This window comes from Halolactibacillus sp. JCM 19043 (assembly GCF_001310395.1).
Lineage (GTDB): Bacteria > Bacillota > Bacilli > Bacillales > Amphibacillaceae > Halolactibacillus > Halolactibacillus miurensis.
The window spans coordinates 1-18583 of the sequence record NZ_BAXD01000042.1 but is presented as its reverse complement, the minus strand read 5'-3'; the positions used below and the strand labels follow the sequence as shown (position 1 = coordinate 18583).

The 18583-nt window shown below is 39.2% G+C and carries 17 protein-coding genes, 1 tRNA gene, 1 other RNA gene, 3 pseudogenes and 1 other annotated feature; of the genes and pseudogenes, 7 read left to right on the top strand and 15 right to left on the bottom strand.

The window, feature by feature from the left end; translation table 11 throughout:
* Positions 1 to 113 precede the first annotated feature (113 nt).
* Positions 114 to 379, bottom strand: an RNA gene (ffs, locus tag JCM19043_RS14210) — signal recognition particle sRNA large type.
* Positions 380 to 729: 350 nt separating this feature from the next.
* Here ffs and JCM19043_RS17855 point away from each other — a divergent pair.
* Both JCM19043_RS17855 and JCM19043_RS17850 read left to right on the top strand, forming a co-directional pair.
* Positions 730 to 1769: pseudogene (locus tag JCM19043_RS17855) on the top strand (SulP family inorganic anion transporter); the annotation flags it as partial.
* The gene (locus JCM19043_RS17850) at positions 1746 to 2261 is read left to right on the top strand and encodes an STAS domain-containing protein (protein WP_369813889.1); all 516 of its coding nucleotides are present in this window, start codon (positions 1746 to 1748) and stop codon (positions 2259 to 2261) included. The pseudogene JCM19043_RS17855 and the gene JCM19043_RS17850, both read left to right, overlap by 24 nt.
* Before the next feature lie 89 nt (positions 2262 to 2350).
* On the opposite strand, the gene tadA is transcribed toward JCM19043_RS17850, so the two are convergent.
* Together tadA and JCM19043_RS14195 are read right to left on the bottom strand one after the other, a co-directional pair.
* Positions 2351 to 2869 (bottom strand): tRNA adenosine(34) deaminase TadA, encoded by a 519-nt coding sequence (tadA, locus tag JCM19043_RS14200; RefSeq protein ID WP_062323486.1) that lies wholly within the window; start codon positions 2867 to 2869, stop codon positions 2351 to 2353.
* 101 nt (positions 2870 to 2970) lie between these two features.
* Positions 2971 to 3516: a hypothetical protein gene (locus JCM19043_RS14195; RefSeq protein WP_062323483.1), complete on the bottom strand. Its 546-nt coding sequence runs from the start codon at positions 3514 to 3516 to the stop codon at positions 2971 to 2973.
* A 221-nt stretch (positions 3517 to 3737) separates the two neighbouring features.
* Here JCM19043_RS14195 and JCM19043_RS14190 point away from each other — a divergent pair.
* Together JCM19043_RS14190 and JCM19043_RS14185 are read left to right on the top strand one after the other, a co-directional pair.
* Positions 3738 to 4366 (top strand): annotated as a pseudogene (locus tag JCM19043_RS14190) (deoxynucleoside kinase).
* A gap of 32 nt (positions 4367 to 4398) precedes the next feature.
* Positions 4399 to 5058, top strand: coding sequence for a deoxynucleoside kinase (locus tag JCM19043_RS14185; protein ID WP_062323481.1), 660 nt, complete (start codon positions 4399 to 4401; stop codon positions 5056 to 5058).
* 147 nt (positions 5059 to 5205) lie between these two features.
* Here the strand turns inward: JCM19043_RS14185 and JCM19043_RS14180 are convergent, their stop codons facing one another.
* The 4 genes from JCM19043_RS14180 to proC all read right to left on the bottom strand — a co-directional run bounded on the left by JCM19043_RS14180 (position 5206) and on the right by proC (position 8269).
* Positions 5206 to 5667: a hypothetical protein gene (locus tag JCM19043_RS14180; RefSeq protein ID WP_062323479.1), complete on the bottom strand. Its 462-nt coding sequence runs from the start codon at positions 5665 to 5667 to the stop codon at positions 5206 to 5208.
* A gap of 475 nt (positions 5668 to 6142) precedes the next feature.
* Positions 6143 to 6451, bottom strand: a complete 309-nt coding sequence (locus JCM19043_RS18300; protein ID WP_062323477.1) for a hypothetical protein — start codon at positions 6449 to 6451, stop codon at positions 6143 to 6145.
* The gene (locus JCM19043_RS14170; protein ID WP_062323475.1) at positions 6448 to 7029 is read right to left on the bottom strand and encodes a helix-turn-helix domain-containing protein; all 582 of its coding nucleotides are present in this window, start codon (positions 7027 to 7029) and stop codon (positions 6448 to 6450) included. The genes JCM19043_RS18300 and JCM19043_RS14170 overlap by 4 nt, the downstream gene beginning before the upstream one ends.
* Before the next feature lie 424 nt (positions 7030 to 7453).
* On the bottom strand, positions 7454 to 8269 hold the full coding sequence (proC, locus tag JCM19043_RS14165; protein ID WP_062323473.1) for a pyrroline-5-carboxylate reductase: 816 nt from the start codon (positions 8267 to 8269) through the stop codon (positions 7454 to 7456).
* 413 nt (positions 8270 to 8682) lie between these two features.
* Here proC and JCM19043_RS14160 point away from each other — a divergent pair, with 413 nt between their 5' ends.
* The 3 genes from JCM19043_RS14160 (at position 8683) to JCM19043_RS14150 (ending at position 10894) form a co-directional block, all read left to right on the top strand.
* Positions 8683 to 8928, top strand: coding sequence for a hypothetical protein (locus JCM19043_RS14160; protein ID WP_197274827.1), 246 nt, complete (start codon positions 8683 to 8685; stop codon positions 8926 to 8928).
* 130 nt (positions 8929 to 9058) lie between these two features.
* Positions 9059 to 9418, top strand: coding sequence for a DUF2294 domain-containing protein (locus JCM19043_RS14155; RefSeq protein WP_062323469.1), 360 nt, complete (start codon positions 9059 to 9061; stop codon positions 9416 to 9418).
* 228 nt (positions 9419 to 9646) lie between these two features.
* On the top strand, positions 9647 to 10894 hold the full coding sequence (locus JCM19043_RS14150) for an OFA family MFS transporter (protein ID WP_177220738.1): 1248 nt from the start codon (positions 9647 to 9649) through the stop codon (positions 10892 to 10894).
* 110 nt (positions 10895 to 11004) lie between these two features.
* Here the strand turns inward: JCM19043_RS14150 and JCM19043_RS14145 are convergent.
* From JCM19043_RS14145 to JCM19043_RS14115, 8 genes and pseudogenes are all read right to left on the bottom strand, one after another.
* Positions 11005 to 11097, bottom strand: a tRNA-Ser gene (locus JCM19043_RS14145).
* Positions 11098 to 11239: 142 nt separating this feature from the next.
* On the bottom strand, positions 11240 to 12520 hold the full coding sequence (serS, locus tag JCM19043_RS14140) for a serine--tRNA ligase (protein WP_062323467.1): 1281 nt from the start codon (positions 12518 to 12520) through the stop codon (positions 11240 to 11242).
* A gap of 133 nt (positions 12521 to 12653) precedes the next feature.
* Positions 12654 to 12868: a binding site (T-box leader), on the bottom strand.
* 28 nt (positions 12869 to 12896) lie between these two features.
* Positions 12897 to 13492 (bottom strand): annotated as a pseudogene (gene pdxT, locus JCM19043_RS14135) (pyridoxal 5'-phosphate synthase glutaminase subunit PdxT).
* Between the two features lie 25 nt (positions 13493 to 13517).
* The gene (gene pdxS, locus JCM19043_RS14130; protein WP_062323466.1) at positions 13518 to 14402 is read right to left on the bottom strand and encodes a pyridoxal 5'-phosphate synthase lyase subunit PdxS; all 885 of its coding nucleotides are present in this window, start codon (positions 14400 to 14402) and stop codon (positions 13518 to 13520) included.
* Between the two features lie 240 nt (positions 14403 to 14642).
* Entirely contained in the window at positions 14643 to 15962 is a 1320-nt protein-coding gene (locus JCM19043_RS14125) for a D-alanyl-D-alanine carboxypeptidase family protein (protein ID WP_231631570.1), read from the bottom strand.
* A gap of 197 nt (positions 15963 to 16159) precedes the next feature.
* Complete coding sequence (gene guaB / locus JCM19043_RS14120; RefSeq protein ID WP_062323464.1) at positions 16160 to 17632, bottom strand: IMP dehydrogenase; 1473 nt, start codon at positions 17630 to 17632, stop codon at positions 16160 to 16162.
* Between the two features lie 226 nt (positions 17633 to 17858).
* Positions 17859 to 17981 (bottom strand): hypothetical protein, encoded by a 123-nt coding sequence (locus JCM19043_RS18295; RefSeq protein ID WP_255349976.1) that lies wholly within the window; start codon positions 17979 to 17981, stop codon positions 17859 to 17861.
* A 41-nt stretch (positions 17982 to 18022) separates the two neighbouring features.
* On the bottom strand, positions 18023 to 18520 hold the full coding sequence (locus JCM19043_RS14115; RefSeq protein ID WP_062323463.1) for a hypothetical protein: 498 nt from the start codon (positions 18518 to 18520) through the stop codon (positions 18023 to 18025).
* Positions 18521 to 18583: the final 63 nt, after the last annotated feature.

The window sequence follows — 18583 nt, the reverse complement described above, 5'->3', positions numbered from 1 at the left end:
TTAGAATGTTAGGTGGGGGTAGTTCAACAAGTAAGGTAAAGACAGATTCTCGTTAAAAATATTTATAAAAAAACTCTCACAAAATGTGAGAGTTTCCTTTTTCATTATGTATACCGTGCACCCATCGTCGACCACACAACACCAAGCGTTACATAGATGCATGGCTCAGCCCAGGCTTCCCCGCGGCACACGAGAGATCACTACTTACTGCTGCTTCCTTCCGGATCTGACAGGGTTCATAGGTTCCCGTTGCGCAGGACCCAAACGTCAACACCAATTCTCTATGGCAGACCTTAAAATTGTGGGCCTCGGATGGGGGTTCAGTCTCGCTACAGCGGATTGCGAGTACAGAGCACCGCTACCTCCCCACCTAGCACGGCAAGGTCAAGTATAACGTGTTTAATAAAAAAATGCAACGCTCACGAGCGAAAAGTTTTATTGGAACTTATTACCGAATGATATTATTTTTAACCCTATCGTCTACAACACTCTTAGCTATATCGCGCACATTCTTGACGCAGTAGGGAAGAGAATGGAAGCGATATGATTATCGTCCTTTCTATACCAAAAAAGCATGTAAGTGCTTGCAATTGATTCATCTATTGTATTGATTGCTGTTGTTTAGTATATTTGAGACCTGTGAATGAACGACAAACAACAAAAAAGAAATGGAGTGATTGCTTAGTGAAGCGTCATCACGTGCTTGCACAACTGAAAGAAAATAAACATATGATCAAAAATGATCTATTAAGTGGGGTGACTGTCGCCCTGGCTTTAATACCGGAATCTGTTGCCTTCGCCTTTGTTGCTGGTGTCAGTCCTATCTTAAGCCTACAGACAGCTGTTATGATTGGGTTCATTGCTGCTCTTTTTACCGGTCGCCCTGGTATGATCAGCTCATCAACAGCCGCCATTGCCGTTGTCTTTGCCGCCTTAATTCGTACTCATGGTTTGGATTATTTATTTGCCACCGTAGTGCTCATGGGGATTATCCAAATAACGATAGGGGCATTACGTTTAGGAAAGTTTGCCCGAATTATTCCTCACCCTGTTATGTTAGGTTTTTTAAATGGATTATCGATTGTTATCTTTATTGCTCAATGGGATCAATTTAAAATTAACCAAGTAACAACCATAAATGGTGTAGAAACAGTGGAACGGGTGTGGTTACCTAGTACAGATCTTCTCATCATGATTGGTTTTGTTCTGCTAACCATGTTAATTATCCAATTCGCGCCTAAACTCACAAAAGCTGTCCCAGCTAGTTTAATTGCGATTATTAGTTTAACAGTTATTTCCGTCCTATTATCTCGTTACGGTTATCACTTACAGACGGTTCAAGATTTTGCGGGCATGGAGTTAAAAGGATCTTTACCTAGCTTCTATTTACCTCGTGTCCCCTTAAACTTTGAAACGCTGTCGATTATTGCCCCTTATGCGTTTATCGGCGCACTTGTAGGCCTAACAGAAGCGTCCTTACCCTTCGAGTCATCGATGAAATGACCAACACACGCGGGCGCACAAATAAAGAAATTATTGCGCAAGGACTAGCGAATTTTGTTAATGGCTTCTTCGGCGGTATGGGTGGCGATGCTATGATTGGTCAATCTATCATTAATATTAAGTCTGGTGGACGGACGCGTCTGTCATCGTTGGTCGCTCCTATTACGTTATTAATCTTTATATTGTTCGGGGCAAGCTTTGTTAATGTCATTCCACTAGCTGGTTTAGTTGGTGTTATGTTTATGGTCGTCGTTGGTACTTTTAAATGGGAGAGCCTTAAGTACGCCGGAAAAGTTCCCCGTCAAGATATTCTCGTGATTCTTATTGTGACCATCCTTACTGTCTTTACGGATTTAGCAACGGCTGTCATTGCTGGTGTGATCACCTCTGCCCTTATGTTCGCTTGGGAAAAAGGACGCGTCATTTATACGAACAATGAATTTGAGTATGATGGTTCTAAAATTTATAAAATTAATGGCTCAATCTTTTTTGGTTCTGTTTTAAACTTTAAGGAACTATTCACCATCGAAGATGATCCAGACCATGTCGTCATTGATTTTAAATACGCCAAAGTCATGGATCATTCAGCTATCGAAGCCATCCATGCGATTAATGGGCGCTACCGTGATGTTGGTAAAAAAGTGACCTTAATTCGCTTAAGCGATGACTGTAAAAACATCTTTGATAACGCAAAAGATATTATTCATGTTGATATCGTATCAAATGAAGAAAATCCATCCCGTTATTCTTATGTATAATCTTATAAAATATTAAATACTTAAGCCGGTCATCATCTCTTGTGAGAATATGACCGGCTTTACTTATAACAAGCACAATTGCTTATGGGCTATTCTTCTGTACTTTCTCTGGGCTTCCTTAACTGTTTACGTTGCTTTTTCTGTTCACGTAACTTTTTAAAGAAGTTTTGCAGTAATGAAGCACATACTTCTTCTTCAACACCGCTCGTCACGTCGACTTGATGATTAAAACGGTCATCTTGTAGCAAGTTCATTAATGACCCAGCGCAACCTGCTTTTGGATCGAGCGCACCAAAAACCACCCGTTTAATCCGGGACTGAACAATCGTACCCGCACACATGGGACACGGCTCAAGTGTAACATACAGTGTACAATCTTCTAGACGCCAACTATTAAAGTGTTGATTTCCTTGATCAATGACAATCATTTCTGCGTGAGAGGCTGTTGTTTCTAATGTTTCTCTTAAATTAAAACTAGACGCAATTACCTCACCATCATACACAAGCACGGCACCAATTGGCACTTCTCCAATCGTTTCTGCTTTTAACGCTTCTTGAATGGCTAGCTGCATATAATAGTGATCATTTTTAATCGTTGTATCGGTCATTATCCACTCATCCTTACATTGCTTATAGCGTACTTGTAAATCTTTTCTCTTATTCTAACATGAAATAATCCGTGCGTCGCAAGGAATCGACCGTTTAGCTGTTACTCTGTGATTTTTTCAACGCTGTCAACCGGTAATGCCTCGAAAGTCGTATAGGACTCATCCCAATCAGTAAAGTGGACCCAAAAGGTCGTATGACTGACATAACCATCTACTTCGTTACGCACAAACCGAATCGCTTTGGCATACTCATCTAATACTTTAACATCTTGTAACGTCTCTTTTGTATCTGTTACGACCGTTAATACCGGCATATCTGTTTCATCCGCATGAAGAATCGACATGTCTTGAACGACGTCATAATCATTAAGCCATCCAAAGCCATGAGTTGTTTCCTTTAAGACCGATACGGATAAACCATTTGTCGATGTCGTAAAGACATAAACATAAGGGGCCTTTAATTCATAATGAACAATCGTCTCTTTCGGATAACTATGGTCCTCCATTGCCTGTTCAATTGACTCAATACTACTCATCATAGTTTCCGTCTCATTATTTTCATCACGCTCTGGTTCGTGTGTATCAACTGACACACACGCTGTCATCAAAATGACACTTAACCCCGTGACAACGATGAATTTTTTCAATGGCTATTCACTCCTTCTCTTTTCAATTATAACATTTAATCATATAATTATCCAAAAAAAACCAAACGGTAATATCGTTTGATTCTTCTTATTTTAACTGTCCTACCTCATTCGACAAAGAATGACAGATATTCAGTTAAACTACTCACACTTACTAAGTAATTATGTTAAAATAGTTGTTTGTAATAGAAAGTGACCGAAGATATTAGGAGGAAGAGGTAATGACACACGTCCCTTTTATTGCCGTTGAAGGGCCCATTGGCGTGGGCAAAACATCGCTATCAAAAAAGATTGCTGAACACTTTGATTTATACTTACTAAAAGAAATCGTTGAAGAGAACCCTTTCTTAGGTAAGTTTTATGATGATATTGATGCTTGGAGTTTTCAAACAGAAATGTTTTTCTTATGCAACAGGTTTAAGCAGTTAGAAGATACCGAAAAAGATTTTCTTAATCAGAAAAAACCGGTGGTGAGTGATTATCATATTATGAAAAATATGATTTTCGCCAAGCGTACATTAAAAAATCATCAACTCGATAAATATGAACAAATTTATCATATTCTCACAAAAGATATGCCCTTACCAAATGTGATGATTTATTTAGATGCCTCACTTGATACGTTACTAGAGCGGATTGAACTGCGCAATCGTCAAGTTGAAGAGAACATTAAGCGAGTTATTTAAGTCAACTTCGCCAAGACTATCATGACTTTATGGATCATTTTGAAAAGAATCACCCGGAGATTCCCGTTATTCGTATAAATGGTGATGACATAGATTTTATTAAACATCAACATGACTTAGAAACTATTTTCGAACAATTGAAGCCTTACTTAACGAAACAATAAAATAAGCAACCGCACTAAAGGAGTATAGACGAATGAATTTAAGAGAAAAGTATAATATCCCCCATGACTCAGTTATTACGATTGCCGGGACTGTTGGGGTTGGTAAATCAACCATGACACACGCTCTTGCAAAGGCACTCGATTTTAGAACATCTTTAGAGAAAGTCGATACGAACCCCTATCTTGATAAATTTTATAAAGACTTTGAACGTTGGAGCTTTCACTTACAGATTTACTTCCTAGCTGAACGTTTCAAGGAACAAAAACGTATTTTCGAATATGGTGGTGGGTTTATCCAAGACCGTTCGATTTACGAAGATACAGGCATTTTCGCCAAAATGCACTATGAAAAAGGTACGATGACACCGACCGATTATGACACCTACAGTAATCTATTTGATGCGATGGTGATGACACCCTACTTCCCGCACCCACATTTACTGATTTATTTAGAAGGTACTTTAGATGATGTGGTCGGGCGTATTAAAGAGCGTGGCCGCCCTATGGAACAAGAAACACCCGTTAGTTACTGGGAAGAGATGCATGGCCGTTATGAAAACTGGATTAACAGCTTTAATGCTTGTCCGATCTTGCGCTTAAACATTAACGATTATGATCTTATGAATGATGAAACATCAGTGGAACCAATTTTAGAAAAAATCAGCTTATTTATCAATCAGTCTCGCTTTTAAAGCGGTGTGCCTCAAGCACATTCATAACATTTCTTAAGAAAAACACCGTTGAATCTTGGTATCTATCCCCCTGATTTAACGGTGTTTTTTATATGGCTTTTTAGTAAACGGTTATTTAGTTTCGCACCTTTTCATTGCACTCGGTAATTAAACGACCGGCTTAAATATATCCGCTTCAATATAATCTCGCATATCATGAATGAATACCGTAATAACTTCACCCGTTGTTTGTAAATCATTATCATGAAAATATAAATCTAATTTAGCATGAGCATAATGAAGGAGTTCAGCGGGCCCTTTAAATTTCAAGGAAACACATTGTGGGAATTCCAATCGGTCTTTAATAATAAATTGTTCTTGATAGTGTTTATAGTCATGCGCTTGCACTAACATGGAAAAATCAGTTAATAATGTGCCATCATCACGGATTGTCGTTCCACCATTAATGGCGACTAAAGGACCGAACTTTTGAATATGACTCCTATCTGTTTGGTTGACAAATGCTCGGAATTTATCAAACGTTTTGTCTACAGCTATATCCTGGTGTGTTTTCATAAGGACATTTTTTAAAACGAGCTGTTGATCTTCTTTCACATCTAACTTAATCATAGGATACCCTCCGTTACTTATACTGACAGCTACCTTAAGAGAAATGATGATGCCTTTCTCTTTATCGTTTGTCTCATGACGCATTTTTCTCATATGTCAGTATTTATGTGACTAACATAGATTTGTCATTAAATATATAAGTCTTCACCTAGATAGTATCACGCTTTATTATTCTGCAAAAACGCCATAAAAACCTAATAATCCTGGTTTTTATGAGGTGGCAACGGATTTTCTCTCTTTTTCTCGCGTTTAGTTATTAAATATAACCATAGTTATATTTCTGTCGTTTGATTATAAAATGCAGATAGCTTGATCATTGACTTTGAGTTAAAAAAGTTAAGGTAAGGTTGTTATAGGGGGGTGATGATAGGTATGGAGATGCTTAAGTCATAAAAAAGCGAGGAAGTAAAAGCTATACGTTGCTTTACCACTCCCTCTACTTTAATCTTGATGGTTTTAATGGACTAGTTGGTACTTACGGATCAAGCGCTGTTAATTTCTCATCCACAACCTCTACAAATGCCGGCCTTCTTCCTATTTGGAATAACTGCCTTGCTGTTGAATAAGCGTTATGCGCAAGCTGGATTTTTTTTAAGGCTTGATAATTCTGTCCTTGTTCATAATACAGTTCCCCAAGTAAATATAAGATTTCTTCATTGATACAGACATTGATGCCTTTCTTACAATAGTCGATTGACTCATCATATGATTGATTCTTAAACAAAGATTTAGCTAGTCCATAATACAGGCGAATTTCTACTCTTCGATCTGTTATCTCCATCATTCTCTGAAGTGACGAATAGCTTGTTTATACTTCTGAATAGATGAATGATATTGTTGAATTTCGTTATAAATAATGGCGATACTGTTAAGTATCTCCACCTCTTGTAGTGTTGTGACCGTTTCTTTATCTTTATTCGTTAATTTAAATGCTTCCTCAAGAAAGGCGATAGATTTTTCAGTGTTGTGATAAATATAAAACTCAATAATGCCTTTATGCCAAAGGCAAAATTGATAATCATAATCCGATTGAAAGATGTTGTTTTTCCCTTCGAAATTTAATATCCGCTCGACTTCTTCATAATGACGATTGCGAATTTCTTTTCTTATTTGATACTTCACTTCTTTTAAATAATTCGATTGAGGCTCATAAGCTTGTTCAAAAAAACCATGAATATCTACTCCGAGCTTTTCAGCGATCTCATATAATGTTGTAGACAACGGAATCACTAATCCTTTTTCAATTTTACTGATTTGCGCTTGAGTACCGATGCCATCAGCAAGTTCTACTTGGGTTAGCTGAGCTTGTTTGCGTAATTTCTTTATATTTTTACCAATGATTTGAGCTTTGCTTAACTGCATGACATACACTCCTTAACAAGCAATGATGCTAGTCGTTTACGGTCATCTCATACACGAAGAAAATGACATCACTCTTTAAGTCATTATTAGCACTTTTGAACATTGACCGATTTAAATTATATTCTAGGTTTAGTAAAGAATAAAAACGGGGAAATGATTATAAACAGGCTTATCGTGACACATAACTTTTTTAAAGAGGTGGATAATTTATGAAGAAAGTCAGAATAGTACTCATGGCATCTTCTTTAGCCTCATGCTCCTTACCGGCATAATGCAACAAGAGATCCTAGCATTACCTGAAGAGAATATAACACATGATCTCCCTAATCAACATTAAAGAAGAGGCGCTCATTTTTAAAAAGTCATAAAAATGAGCTAATCTCTTTATCTTGTGTTATCCTGTGCTATGTCCTTGTCTCACTCATTACTCATCCTCTTGTGAGAGTTCAACCGAGCGCCGATGCGCACCGCGGACACCTTTTTTAATGGCTGTTTTCATCTCGCATTGGTCAAATGTTAGAATCGCCCGCTCTGTCGTACCGTTCGGACTCGTAATATTCTTTCGTAACACCGCTGGTGATAAGTCAGATGTGTCTAACATTTTAGCCGCACCTTTGATTGTTTGGGTTACTAAATCTTTTGTTGTCTCTTCTGACAATCCTAATGCGACACCTTCTTCTAGCATCGCTTCTACCATATAATAAAAGTAGGCTGGCCCACTCCCACTAACAGCTGTAACTGCATGTAAGTCTTGTTCTTGGACTTCAACGACAGAGCCGATTGCCTCAAAAATCGTCGTTGCTATCCTTACTGCCTCATCATCAGCAAACGTCCCGCGACTCAGCCCAGTTGCACTGAGGCCCACTTTCGCACTTGTATTTGGCATCACGCGAATCACTTCCACTGGTTTCTTAAGAAGTGTTTCAATGGTGGCTGTTTCAACACCTGCCATAACAGAAATAACAATCGCACGTTCTTTTATGTATGGCGTGATCGATGTAATCGCTTCTGTTTTATCTTTTGGTTTAACCGCAAGGACAATTACGTCACTCTCTTCTACAACATCCGCCATCTTTTCACTTGTATTGATGCCATAAGTTGTCGTTAAATACGCTAATTGATTAGGGTTGCCTTTATTTGTCGCATATATAGCTTCTGGTTTAAACAGACCTTTATTCAGTACCCCACTAATAATCGCCTCAGCCATTTGCCCGGCACCGATGAATGTGATTTTCTTCATACATTATTCCCCCTTTCATTCTCCTTTTATTTTAGCTTTTCTTACGAATATTGTCTAACTGTTCTGACCACTCAAAAATTAATCAATTATTCCGGGTTTTAAAAAAGGAATAAAGTCATTATAGTGACACTATTCATTTATTCATATATTAAAAATATTGGTCGAATGGGAAGTAAAGTATTGATTTTGTATTTACTTCAGCTTTAGCCATTATCATTGGCCTTAGTATCGTGAGTATTTTCTCACCAGGAGAAGGTTTGTCACTTAACTTAAGTGAGAGTTACGAGGCGCCTGAACACCCAGGCCTTGCGGTTGTTTTACTTGGATATCGTGCCAAATAATATTGTCACGGCCTTTGGTGAGTTAAACTTACTCGGTATTATCTTTACCACGATTGTTTTATCGTTGGTCATTTGGAGCTACGCTTAACATGGATGGTGCTGCCATCCGCATTGCTGTCTCAGTCGTTTTTGCGACAAATGTGCTCAAATCAACCACTTCCTATTAGTGAATTGCTTACGATTGTGTTAGTCGCCACACTTTCATCTGTCGGTACCGCTGGTGTTCATGGCACGGGTATTAATATCGTTGGTGACTTAAATGGAACGACATTAATCAATGAAACAGAAAAGACGAGGGGAGAAAAAGAAGCCACGTAATGATTGTCCCACGAGAGAAAGATGTCATAAGATTGAAACAATTCAAAGATTATGGTATAGTAATTTAAACGTCAACCATTCATGATACTAAGTTGATAATGGTTGAGAATAATCTTTGGAGTGAATGTTCATGACAAAAGGACAAATTGAGTCGAAAATTAGCGAAGCAATAAGTAAGTTTGAGATTGAACAAATGGGACGTGGTCCAGAAAGAATCCGGACGATTATTTTTCAAGATTTAATCGTCATTCGCCTCCATGGGTTTCTGAGTCCGTCTGAGAAACATTTAGCGGAAACATTAGAAGGTGTTGAATTGATTAAAAAAGTGCGGACGGCACTTTTTGAAAAATCACGTGAGAATCTGGAACAAGCCATTACATCTGTTGTCGATTGCCAGGTAATCAGTACCCATTCTGATGTCTCAACCCGAACAGGTGAAAAATTGATTATGATTGTTGTCGATCGTAATTTAGAAGACACCATCAAATAAATCATTGGAAGACAGATTGAAGGGTAACTTCTACCAGTCAACATGTAAGCCAATAATAGCTTTCTCTTATCTTAAAGAGGGCTATTATTGGCTTTTTTATTTGTTTTTTATTGTTCTTTACTATTCAATTCTTTAAACAAGAAAGTGATGGACATTCATTCCTAAGACATAATGAAAATAAGACAGAGAAAAGAAGAGAAAAATCAAACACAAAGGAGTGTGTAGGGGATGGCTTTAGCCAAAACAACAACAGTAACTAATCCTATGGAGAAAAGGCGTTATCAATTTATTGTACTCGGAATTACGATTATGATGTTTTTAGGAACCGTCTATTCGTATAGTGTCTTTCGGGTATCGTTAGAGGACATGTTTATGATTGGCTCAGCATTAAGCGGGTTACCATACATGTTTGCCTTAGCTTTTTATGCCGTTTTTATGTTGATTATCGGTAAGTATATGCGTGACTATCATCCACGGACGTTATTATTAGTGGGCGGTTATTTAGTTGCCCTTAGCTGGATTTCATCCTCGTTTGTCGGCAATATTTATGTCTTAACCTTAACTTATGGCCTTATCGGAGGGGCCGGTGTTGGAATTGCATACGGGGTTATGATGAACATTATCGCTCAGTGGTTTCCGGATAAGAAAGGTCTTGCCTCAGGACTTGTCTTGCTTGGCTTTGGTTTATCACCACTTGTGACCGCACCACTTGCGCGAACATTAGTTGAAAGCTTTGGGGTAATGGAGACGTTCTTAATTCTAGGAATGAGTTTTGCGATTATTTTACCTTTCTTAAGTATCCCATTTAGATATCCAGAACAAACCGATTTAACACATATCAACGTGCCAAAGAAGAATCACTCGACTGAACATAACTTAACAACAAAAGAAATGTTAGCTACCTCGTCATTTAAAGGCGTATACTTCACCTTTATTATCGGTACGATTATTGGACTGATGCTCATTGGGTTAACGACGAGCGTTGGCTTAGATTATTTCAATTTAGATGCTGATACAGTCACGTTATTCGTTTCTCTGTTTGCGATCTTTAACGGACTTGGTCGTCCAACATTTGGTTATATTACAGATCATGTCTCCACCAAGTTTGCGATGGTGTTATCCTATACGCTTATCATTACCGCTGCCTTGTTGGTGATACTATTCAACCAATTTCCTTTTATTTATGTCATTAGCTTTGCGATCTTTTGGTTTAACTTAGGGGGATGGTTAGCGATTGCACCGACATCGACACTTAAGTTATTTGGCATGTGGCACTATAGCCAAAACTACGGCGTTATCTTTACCGCCTACGGGATTGGCGCTATTATCGGGGTTCTTAGTTCTGGACTACTCCTTGATTTATTTGGTCACTATGAGTACATCTTCTATTATATCATCGCCTTAGCTGTTGTCGGGTTGATTTTAATAAAAGTATGGATGACACCACATGAAAACAATAAGATACAAACAAACTAAACCAAAGAAAGTCCGCGCCTATTATATCAAAGGTGCGGACTTTCTTTATATTTACGTATTAAAAAACACTCAGTCCAAAGACTAAGTGCTCAAATGTCGTTAAAATAATATGGCGGAGGAAGAGGGATTCGAACCCCCGCGAGCCGTGAAGCCCCTGTCGGTTTTCAAGACCGATCCCTTCAGCCGGACTTGGGTATTCCTCCGTGATCTGACGACAAAATATATAATATCAGTTCTAGCGATAACTGTCAACACGTTTAACAAACTTTTTTATTCTTTTTTAAGGAATGGCGACAACGCCGACCAATCTGATCGCGTTATCGCCTCATGCTTTCATTCATTGTTTTACTTTGGAGCGATGACGGTTTTACCACCCATATAAGGCTGTAACACAGTAGGAATCGTGATGGTGCCGTCAGCATTTTGATAATTTTCTAAAATAGCTGCCACCGTCCGACCAACGGCAAGACCTGAACCGTTTAGAGTATGCACAAATTCTGGCTTAGCTTTTTCTTCACGGCGGAAACGAATACCACTACGACGCGCTTGGAAATCTTCAAAGTTTGAACAAGAAGAAATTTCGCGATACGTATCATTACTTGGCATCCAGACTTCGATATCGTACTTTTTCGCAGCCGTAAAGCCTAAGTCCGCTGTACACATACTTAGAACGCGGTAAGGAAGCTCAAGCTTCTGTAAGACGGTTTCTGCGTGATTAGTGAGCTCTTCTAACCGGTCATAAGATTCTTCCGGCTTCACAAACTGAACAAGTTCAACTTTGTTGAATTGGTGTTGACGAATGAGTCCGCGGGTATCACGGCCAGCTGAGCCTGCTTCAGAACGGAATGATGCACTATAAGCGACAAATTTCTGTGGCAATAGATCAACTGATAAAATATCATCACGATAATAGTTTGTCACCGGTACTTCCGCCGTTGGTACTAAGAAATAATCCCATCCTTCTAGTTTAAAAGCATCTTCTTCAAACTTTGGCAGTTGACCCGTCCCAGTCATACTGTCGCGGTTCACCATATATGGCGGTAACATTTCTTCATAACCATGTTCCTCGGCATGTAAATCCATCATAAAGTTAATCAGGGCACGTTCTAAACGAGCTCCTAAGCCTTTATAGAAAACAAACCGACTACCGGTCACTTTAGCCGCTTTTTCAAAATCAAGTAAGCCGAGTTCTGTCGCGAGTTCCCAGTGTGGTTTTTGTTCAAAGTCAGTCGTTGGAACCTCACCCCAGGTGCGTACTTCCACATTATCGTCTTCTGTTTCCCCAATTGGCGTTGATTCATGTGGAATATTCGGAATTGACAGCATCATCAACTGTAATTTTTCTTCTACTGCACGTAATTCTTCATCGATAGCCTTCACTTCATCACCAACAGCGCGCATTTCTTTAATCTTCTCATCAGCATCTTGCTTATTCTTCTTTAGTTCGGCAATGTCTTTTGTGACGGTGTTACGTTTGGCTTTTAATTCTTCTGTTTTAGCGATTAACTCACGGCGCTTCGTATCGAGTGTCTCAAACTGATCAAGATCTGATAAATCCTCTCCGCGATGCGCTAATTTCGTTTTCACTTCTTCAAAATTTTGACGTAAATACTTAATGTCTAACATACCATTTCCTCCTTGTGATTGTGAAACAAAGAAAAGAACACTTTGCTTCATAGATATTGTTGAATAATTGACTGCTAGCTCGTCTAGGTAATGAAAAGAAAAGACAAAAAAACTCCCATCCCTAGACTGTAATAGTAGGGACGAGAGTTATATTTCCCGCGATACCACCCTGATTGAAGACACACTTGTCTTCCGGCTCGAAAAAGATAACGGCTTTTAACCGGATATGTTTGTTTACCACATATCACTTAGAGGATGGATTCACTTAGCTATTCCATCAGTTCGCACCAACCACTGACTCTCTTAACGTAAATAAGTAAGTTACTTGTTCCTCTTTAACGCTTTAAATTATTGAAGTTAATCAAATCATACAAAATCATTGGCTTTCTTGCAAGAGTTTTTTTGATTCTTTCACCTTTTCAACAAAATAGTGTGCCAACCGGTGGTCTTCTGTTAATTCAGGATGAAAAGCCGTACAAAGAAATGGTCCTTCTTCTGCCGCTACAATTGCCTCATCGTATGTCGCAAGTACTTTAACATGCTCACCCACACGTTCAATGTAAGGGGCGCGAATAAAGACAGCATTATAGTCATCAGCCACACCATCAATGGCAAGTGTCGCTTCAAAAGAATCCTTTTGTCGACCAAACGCATTACGGGTCACCGTCATGTCCATGAGCCTAAATGAACGGTTGATTGATTCGTAATTTCTTTTGCGAGTAAGATGAGCCCGGCACATGTACCGAAAATTGGTTTCTTGCTTTGACCAAATTGACGCAACGGTTCTAAGAAACCGTATTGATCAATAAGTCGCCTCATGGTCGTACTTTCACCACCTGGTAAGATCAAACCATCAATATCATCGAGTTGTGCTACTTTTTTCACAACAACAGCACGAGCCCCACTTGCTTCAATTGAACGAATATGTTCTCTTACGGCCCCTTGTAGACCTAATACACCCACTGTTACCATAGTTAAACGTCCTTTGCTTTATAAATTACCAACCACGGTCTTGCATGCGTTCATGTGGTTGAATGGTTGAGATTTCAATGCCTTTCATCGCTTCACCTAAACCTTTAGACACTTTGGCGATCAGTTCGTAATCTTCAAAGTGTGTCGTTGCTTCGACAATGGCTTTAGCAAATTTCTCTGGGTTATCTGATTTAAAGATACCTGACCCAACAAAGACACCATCGGCGCCTAATTGCATCATGAGTGCCGCATCAGCTGGTGTGGCAACACCACCCGCTGCAAAGTTGACCACCGGTAGACGGCCCTCTTCTCTAATTTGTAGAAGCACTTCATACGGTGCACCTAAGTCTTTTGCGTACGTCATCACTTCATCAACAGACATATTCACAAGTTGACGCACTTCTGCGTTCACTTGGCGCATATGCCGCACAGCTTCAACGATGTTACCTGTTCCAGGTTCACCTTTTGTACGTAACATTGAGGCACCTTCACCAATACGGCGAGCGGCTTCTCCTAAATTACGGCAACCACAGACAAATGGTACCGTGTAATCTTTTTTATTTAAGTGGAACACCTCATCAGCAGGTGTGAGCACTTCACTTTCATCAATATAATCAACGCCCATTGATTCTAACACACGGGCTTCGACAATGTGACCAATACGGGCTTTTGCCATGACTGGAATCGATACAGCATTCATAACCTCTTCAACAATAGTTGGGTCTGCCATACGTGCCACGCCACCAGCTTTTCTAATATCAGAAGGTACACGTTCTAATGCCATAACAGCTACAGCACCTGCTTCTTCTGCGATTTTTGCTTGTTCAGCATTGACAACGTCCATGATGACGCCACCTTTTTGCATTTCAGCCATGCCTCGTTTTACGCGATCAGTTCCTACATTTACCACTCTAATTCCCCCTCGTGTATTGAATATAGCTCTTCAAAAAATTTCAATTTAAAAAAGATTCAATCTTTTTCGATAGCTTTCATTCTATCCTATGACTAGCGCTTTCGCAACAGTTTTTAACTAAAGCAGTGATTATTCTTACCTTTACACTCTGAATTAGCTAATATTTAACAAAAAAACGTCAGAAAACTGTCTATGACAGTCTCTGACGTGTTTTTATTCCTTATTTTTCGTGTCTAATTAGAACCAACCGGTGACGGTATCAGCAACGGTTTGATAGAGACTCACAAAGAAGTCACCAATCACACCAAGCACTAACATAAACCAATTATCTTTTTCAACCGCATTAGTCGTCACTAAATCCACTGTTTTATCATTCTTAGTGACATCGATATTTCCATAATTCTCTTCTCCACTGTAGACTAATGTTGCTTTACCGACAACCGTACCTGCCTCAATTGGTGCAACAAGAGCGCCGTTTTTATCTAGCATATCTTCATTCAACGTATAACTTAATGAGTAAAGATCGGCTTCTTCATTTTTCACCATACGTGACATATCTTCTTTAAGAGCGATATTGACGTTATCTTCTTTACCTTTTGACACAGGTAATGTTTCAGCGCCTTCTACCGTATCACCAGCATTAAATAATGTCATGTCAGTAAACTCATTAAAACCATAGTTCATCAATTTAATCGTTTCTTCAAAGCGAGCGCCATAACTATCCGTCCGCATAACTACCGTAATAAAACGCTGATCGCCTCGCAAAGCTGTCCCAGCAAAAGAATAACCCGCTTCTGATGTATAGCCTGTCTTTAAACCATCAGCGCCTTCAAAGTAGTACTGGGCAAAGTTATCATTATTCCACGGTAACATCCAGTTTAAATTTTCTAATGGTTGACCATCAAGTTCTGAGCGAATTGTACTCGAAAATTCTAACACTTCTGGATAGTCATTCACCAAGTGAAAAGCAAGTGTGGCCGTTGCACGAGCTGACATTAAGTTATCTTCTTCAGCACCCGTACCTTCTGCGCGATTGTCTCCTAAGCTTTTATTATTTAACCCTGTTGAATTAACAAATTTAAAATCTTTTAACCCTAGTTCTTCACCTTTTTGATTCATCAACTTAACAAATTCACTCTCAGAACCAGAAACTAGTTCGGCTAACGCGATTGTTGTCGCATTATCTGAAATAATCGCCATCGCTTCATACAGTTGTCTAACGGTATAGTCCTGGCTTTGACGTAACCCAATCCCTGAAAACGATGTATCAGCAGAAATACTATACGCATAATCACTGATTTGAGTGGTTGTTTCCCACGTAATCTTTCCTTCTTCAATAGCTTCAAGTACTAAGTACTCCGTCATCATTTTTGTCATACTTGCTGGTGGTAGTTTAATATCAACATTCTTACTAAATAACACATCACCGGTTTTAGCATCGACAATAATCCCTGATTCTGCTTGTAAATCACTAACGGCTGACACATCAATAGATGTCCCCAGACCGATCAATAACGCCATTAAACATATACTTAACACTTGTCCTAAACGCTTCACTTTCGTATACCCCCAAAATTCTTTTGTCTTTGTTATTCTATCATAATGACGACAAGAATGTATCTACTTTTTGATTGGTTTTTATAACTATTTATTCCAATTGTCTGTTTAATCATAGACTGAGAAAAAAGACTAAGCCCTCCCTTTATCGTTTGACTTTGGATAAAGGAAAACACTTAGTCTTTTATGTTTATTTATTATTGTACTGAGTAGTTTGGCGCTTCTTTCGTAATTTGAACATCGTGTGGGTGTGATTCACGTAAACCAGCACCTGTCATGCGAACAAATTGTGTATCATTTCTAAACACATCTAAATCAGAGCTACCACAATACCCCATACTTGCACGTAAGCCACCAAGTAATTGGTGCACCGTATCTGCCAGTGGTCCTTTATAAGCGATACGCCCTTCGATGCCTTCAGGTACAAGTTTTTTCGCATCATCAGTATCTTGGAAATAACGATCTTTTGAACCAGACTTCATCGCTGACACAGAACCCATACCACGGTAGACTTTATAGCGACGACCTTGGAAGATTTCTGTCTCACCTGGTGATTCAGATGTACCCGCAAAGAGACTACCTAACATAACCGCATGTCCACCAGCTGCAAGTGCTTTGGCGATATCGCCTGAATATTTAATCCCACCGTCAGCGATAATTGGAACATTGTGTTCCGCTGCTGCAACGGCACAGTCATGAATGGCGGTAATTTGTGGTACGCCGACGCCTGCCACAACGCGCGTCGTACAAATAGAACCAGGACCAATACCCACTTTCACTACACTGGCACCTGCTTTAATTAGATCAACCGTTGCTTCTTTTGTTGCGACATTACCGGCAATAATCACAAGCTCAGGATAAAGCGCACGAATGTGTTGGACTTGGTCAAGTACACCTTTCGAATGTCCATGCGCGGTATCAATCACAAGGGCATCAATACCCGCTTCAACTAACTTTTCAACCCGTAATTCCGTATCGGCTGTGACGCCAACCGCAGCTCCACATAATAAACGGCCTTGGCTGTCTTTTGCTGAGTTAGGGAATTCAATCACTTTCTCAATATCTTTAATCGTGATGAGACCTTTTAACACGCCAGAGTCATCAATTAAAGGTAACTTCTCAATCCGGTGCTTTTGAAGGATTTGACTTGCTTCATCTAACGTTGTGCCAACAGGTGCTGTCACAAGATTTTCTGAAGTCATCACGTCTTTAATTTGAATCGAATAATCTTCAATAAAGCGCATATCGCGATTCGTTAAAATCCCAACAAGAACTTGATCTTCACGGTTATTAACAATAGGCACACCAGAAATACGGAATTTACCCATTAAGTGCTCAGCATCAAAAACTTGGTTCTCTGGTGTTAAGAAGAATGGATTCGTAATAACGCCACTCTCAGAACGCTTAACACGGTCGACATGTTCGACTTGATCTTCAATTGACATGTTTTTGTGGATAATACCTAAACCACCTTGACGTGCCATCGCAATCGCCATTTCTGCTTCAGTGACTGTATCCATACCCGCACTAATCAAAGGAATATTTAACTGTAAAGTATCCGCAAGCGATACTTTTAGTGAGACATCTCGTGGTAATACCTCTGACTTACTTGGCATTAGTAATACATCATCAAACGTTAAACCTTCTTTTGTAAATTTGTCCTCCCTCATGTTGCGCCTCCTCTATAATTTTGACTGTTTTTCTCTCTCTATTTTAACTTATTGTTATTTACAATACGACAACGGCAACTGTTTTTCAAGCTTTTTTATCAGGAATTCAAAACTTTTTTCTAGGAAAGCGGTTGTATTAATTGACATAAAATTCAGAAAAATTATATAATAGTTAATTTGGTTGTTAAAATGTCCTACTTTGGTTAGGCGCATACATATACATCAGTTAGATCGCCATAATGAAAAAGACCATCGCAACAATATAGGTAAATGCGATGCCTAACTTCCGCATCGCAAGATAAAAGTCGGTCGGTTCTGGGTCTCTCACCGATAAGAAATGTCGCAGCATAAAGAAAAAGCGTGGAAAACGAAGATCAAGTGTGGCGATCGCTAAGAGGAAGACCCCATCAAGAAATACCCCACCTGTCCCCGAATCGTTACCGCCTCTAAAAAAGCGATATCTAACAACTTAGACAACGACAAAATATAACGATTGTATCTTATTTCTACTTGTTGCCAAGCATCGCTTTCAGTTTGAGGAAATCGTTCAAGTGGATAAGGGCCTTCGTATGTGCGGTTAGGTGGTGTTTGTTCGGTGATTAGGACTTCTTTTGTCCCAATGTCTTGGACTATTTCAATCGTATACGCGTATGTTTTATCCATTTTTTGATGTGTTAATTCAATCACATCACCCTTTTGTTCTCGCTCAATCACACTTTCAAAGCGTTCAAACCTTGTATCTTCGACTGTCTCTTTGTAAAAGCGACCATCCGCGTCAATCCCGGTTTGAAAAAATCGAACAAAGTATAGAATCAGAATAATCGCACTCACACTGATCACTAACGGTTTGAACCAGGTTTTTTCTTGATAGTGTTTTAAGGCATTCACCGAATCATCCTCCTCTGATTAATACGTATCTTTATCTTATCATTATTTCTATTTTTTTAAAAA

Bases quoted from the DNA above. Each gene is read 5' to 3' on its own strand.
- JCM19043_RS14155 (WP_062323469.1), top strand. From the start codon at position 9,059: ATGACAAAAGGACAAATTGAGTCGAAAATTAGCGAAGCAATAAGTAAG.
- proC (WP_062323473.1), bottom strand. From the start codon at position 8,269: ATGAAGAAAATCACATTCATCGGTGCCGGGCAAATGGCTGAGGCGATT.
- JCM19043_RS14180 (WP_062323479.1), bottom strand. From the start codon at position 5,667: ATGATTAAGTTAGATGTGAAAGAAGATCAACAGCTCGTTTTAAAAAAT.
- tadA (WP_062323486.1), bottom strand. From the start codon at position 2,869: ATGACCGATACAACGATTAAAAATGATCACTATTATATGCAGCTAGCC.
- serS (WP_062323467.1), bottom strand. From the start codon at position 12,520: ATGTTAGACATTAAGTATTTACGTCAAAATTTTGAAGAAGTGAAAACG.
- JCM19043_RS14170 (WP_062323475.1), bottom strand. From the start codon at position 7,029: ATGCAGTTAAGCAAAGCTCAAATCATTGGTAAAAATATAAAGAAATTA.
- JCM19043_RS18295 (WP_255349976.1), bottom strand. From the start codon at position 17,981: ATGCTGCGACATTTCTTATCGGTGAGAGACCCAGAACCGACCGACTTT.
- JCM19043_RS14150 (WP_177220738.1), top strand. From the start codon at position 9,647: ATGGCTTTAGCCAAAACAACAACAGTAACTAATCCTATGGAGAAAAGG.
- guaB (WP_062323464.1), bottom strand. From the start codon at position 17,632: ATGAGGGAGGACAAATTTACAAAAGAAGGTTTAACGTTTGATGATGTA.
- JCM19043_RS17850 (WP_369813889.1), top strand. From the start codon at position 1,746: ATGGTCGTCGTTGGTACTTTTAAATGGGAGAGCCTTAAGTACGCCGGA.
- JCM19043_RS14185 (WP_062323481.1), top strand. From the start codon at position 4,399: ATGAATTTAAGAGAAAAGTATAATATCCCCCATGACTCAGTTATTACG.
- JCM19043_RS18300 (WP_062323477.1), bottom strand. From the start codon at position 6,451: ATGATGGAGATAACAGATCGAAGAGTAGAAATTCGCCTGTATTATGGA.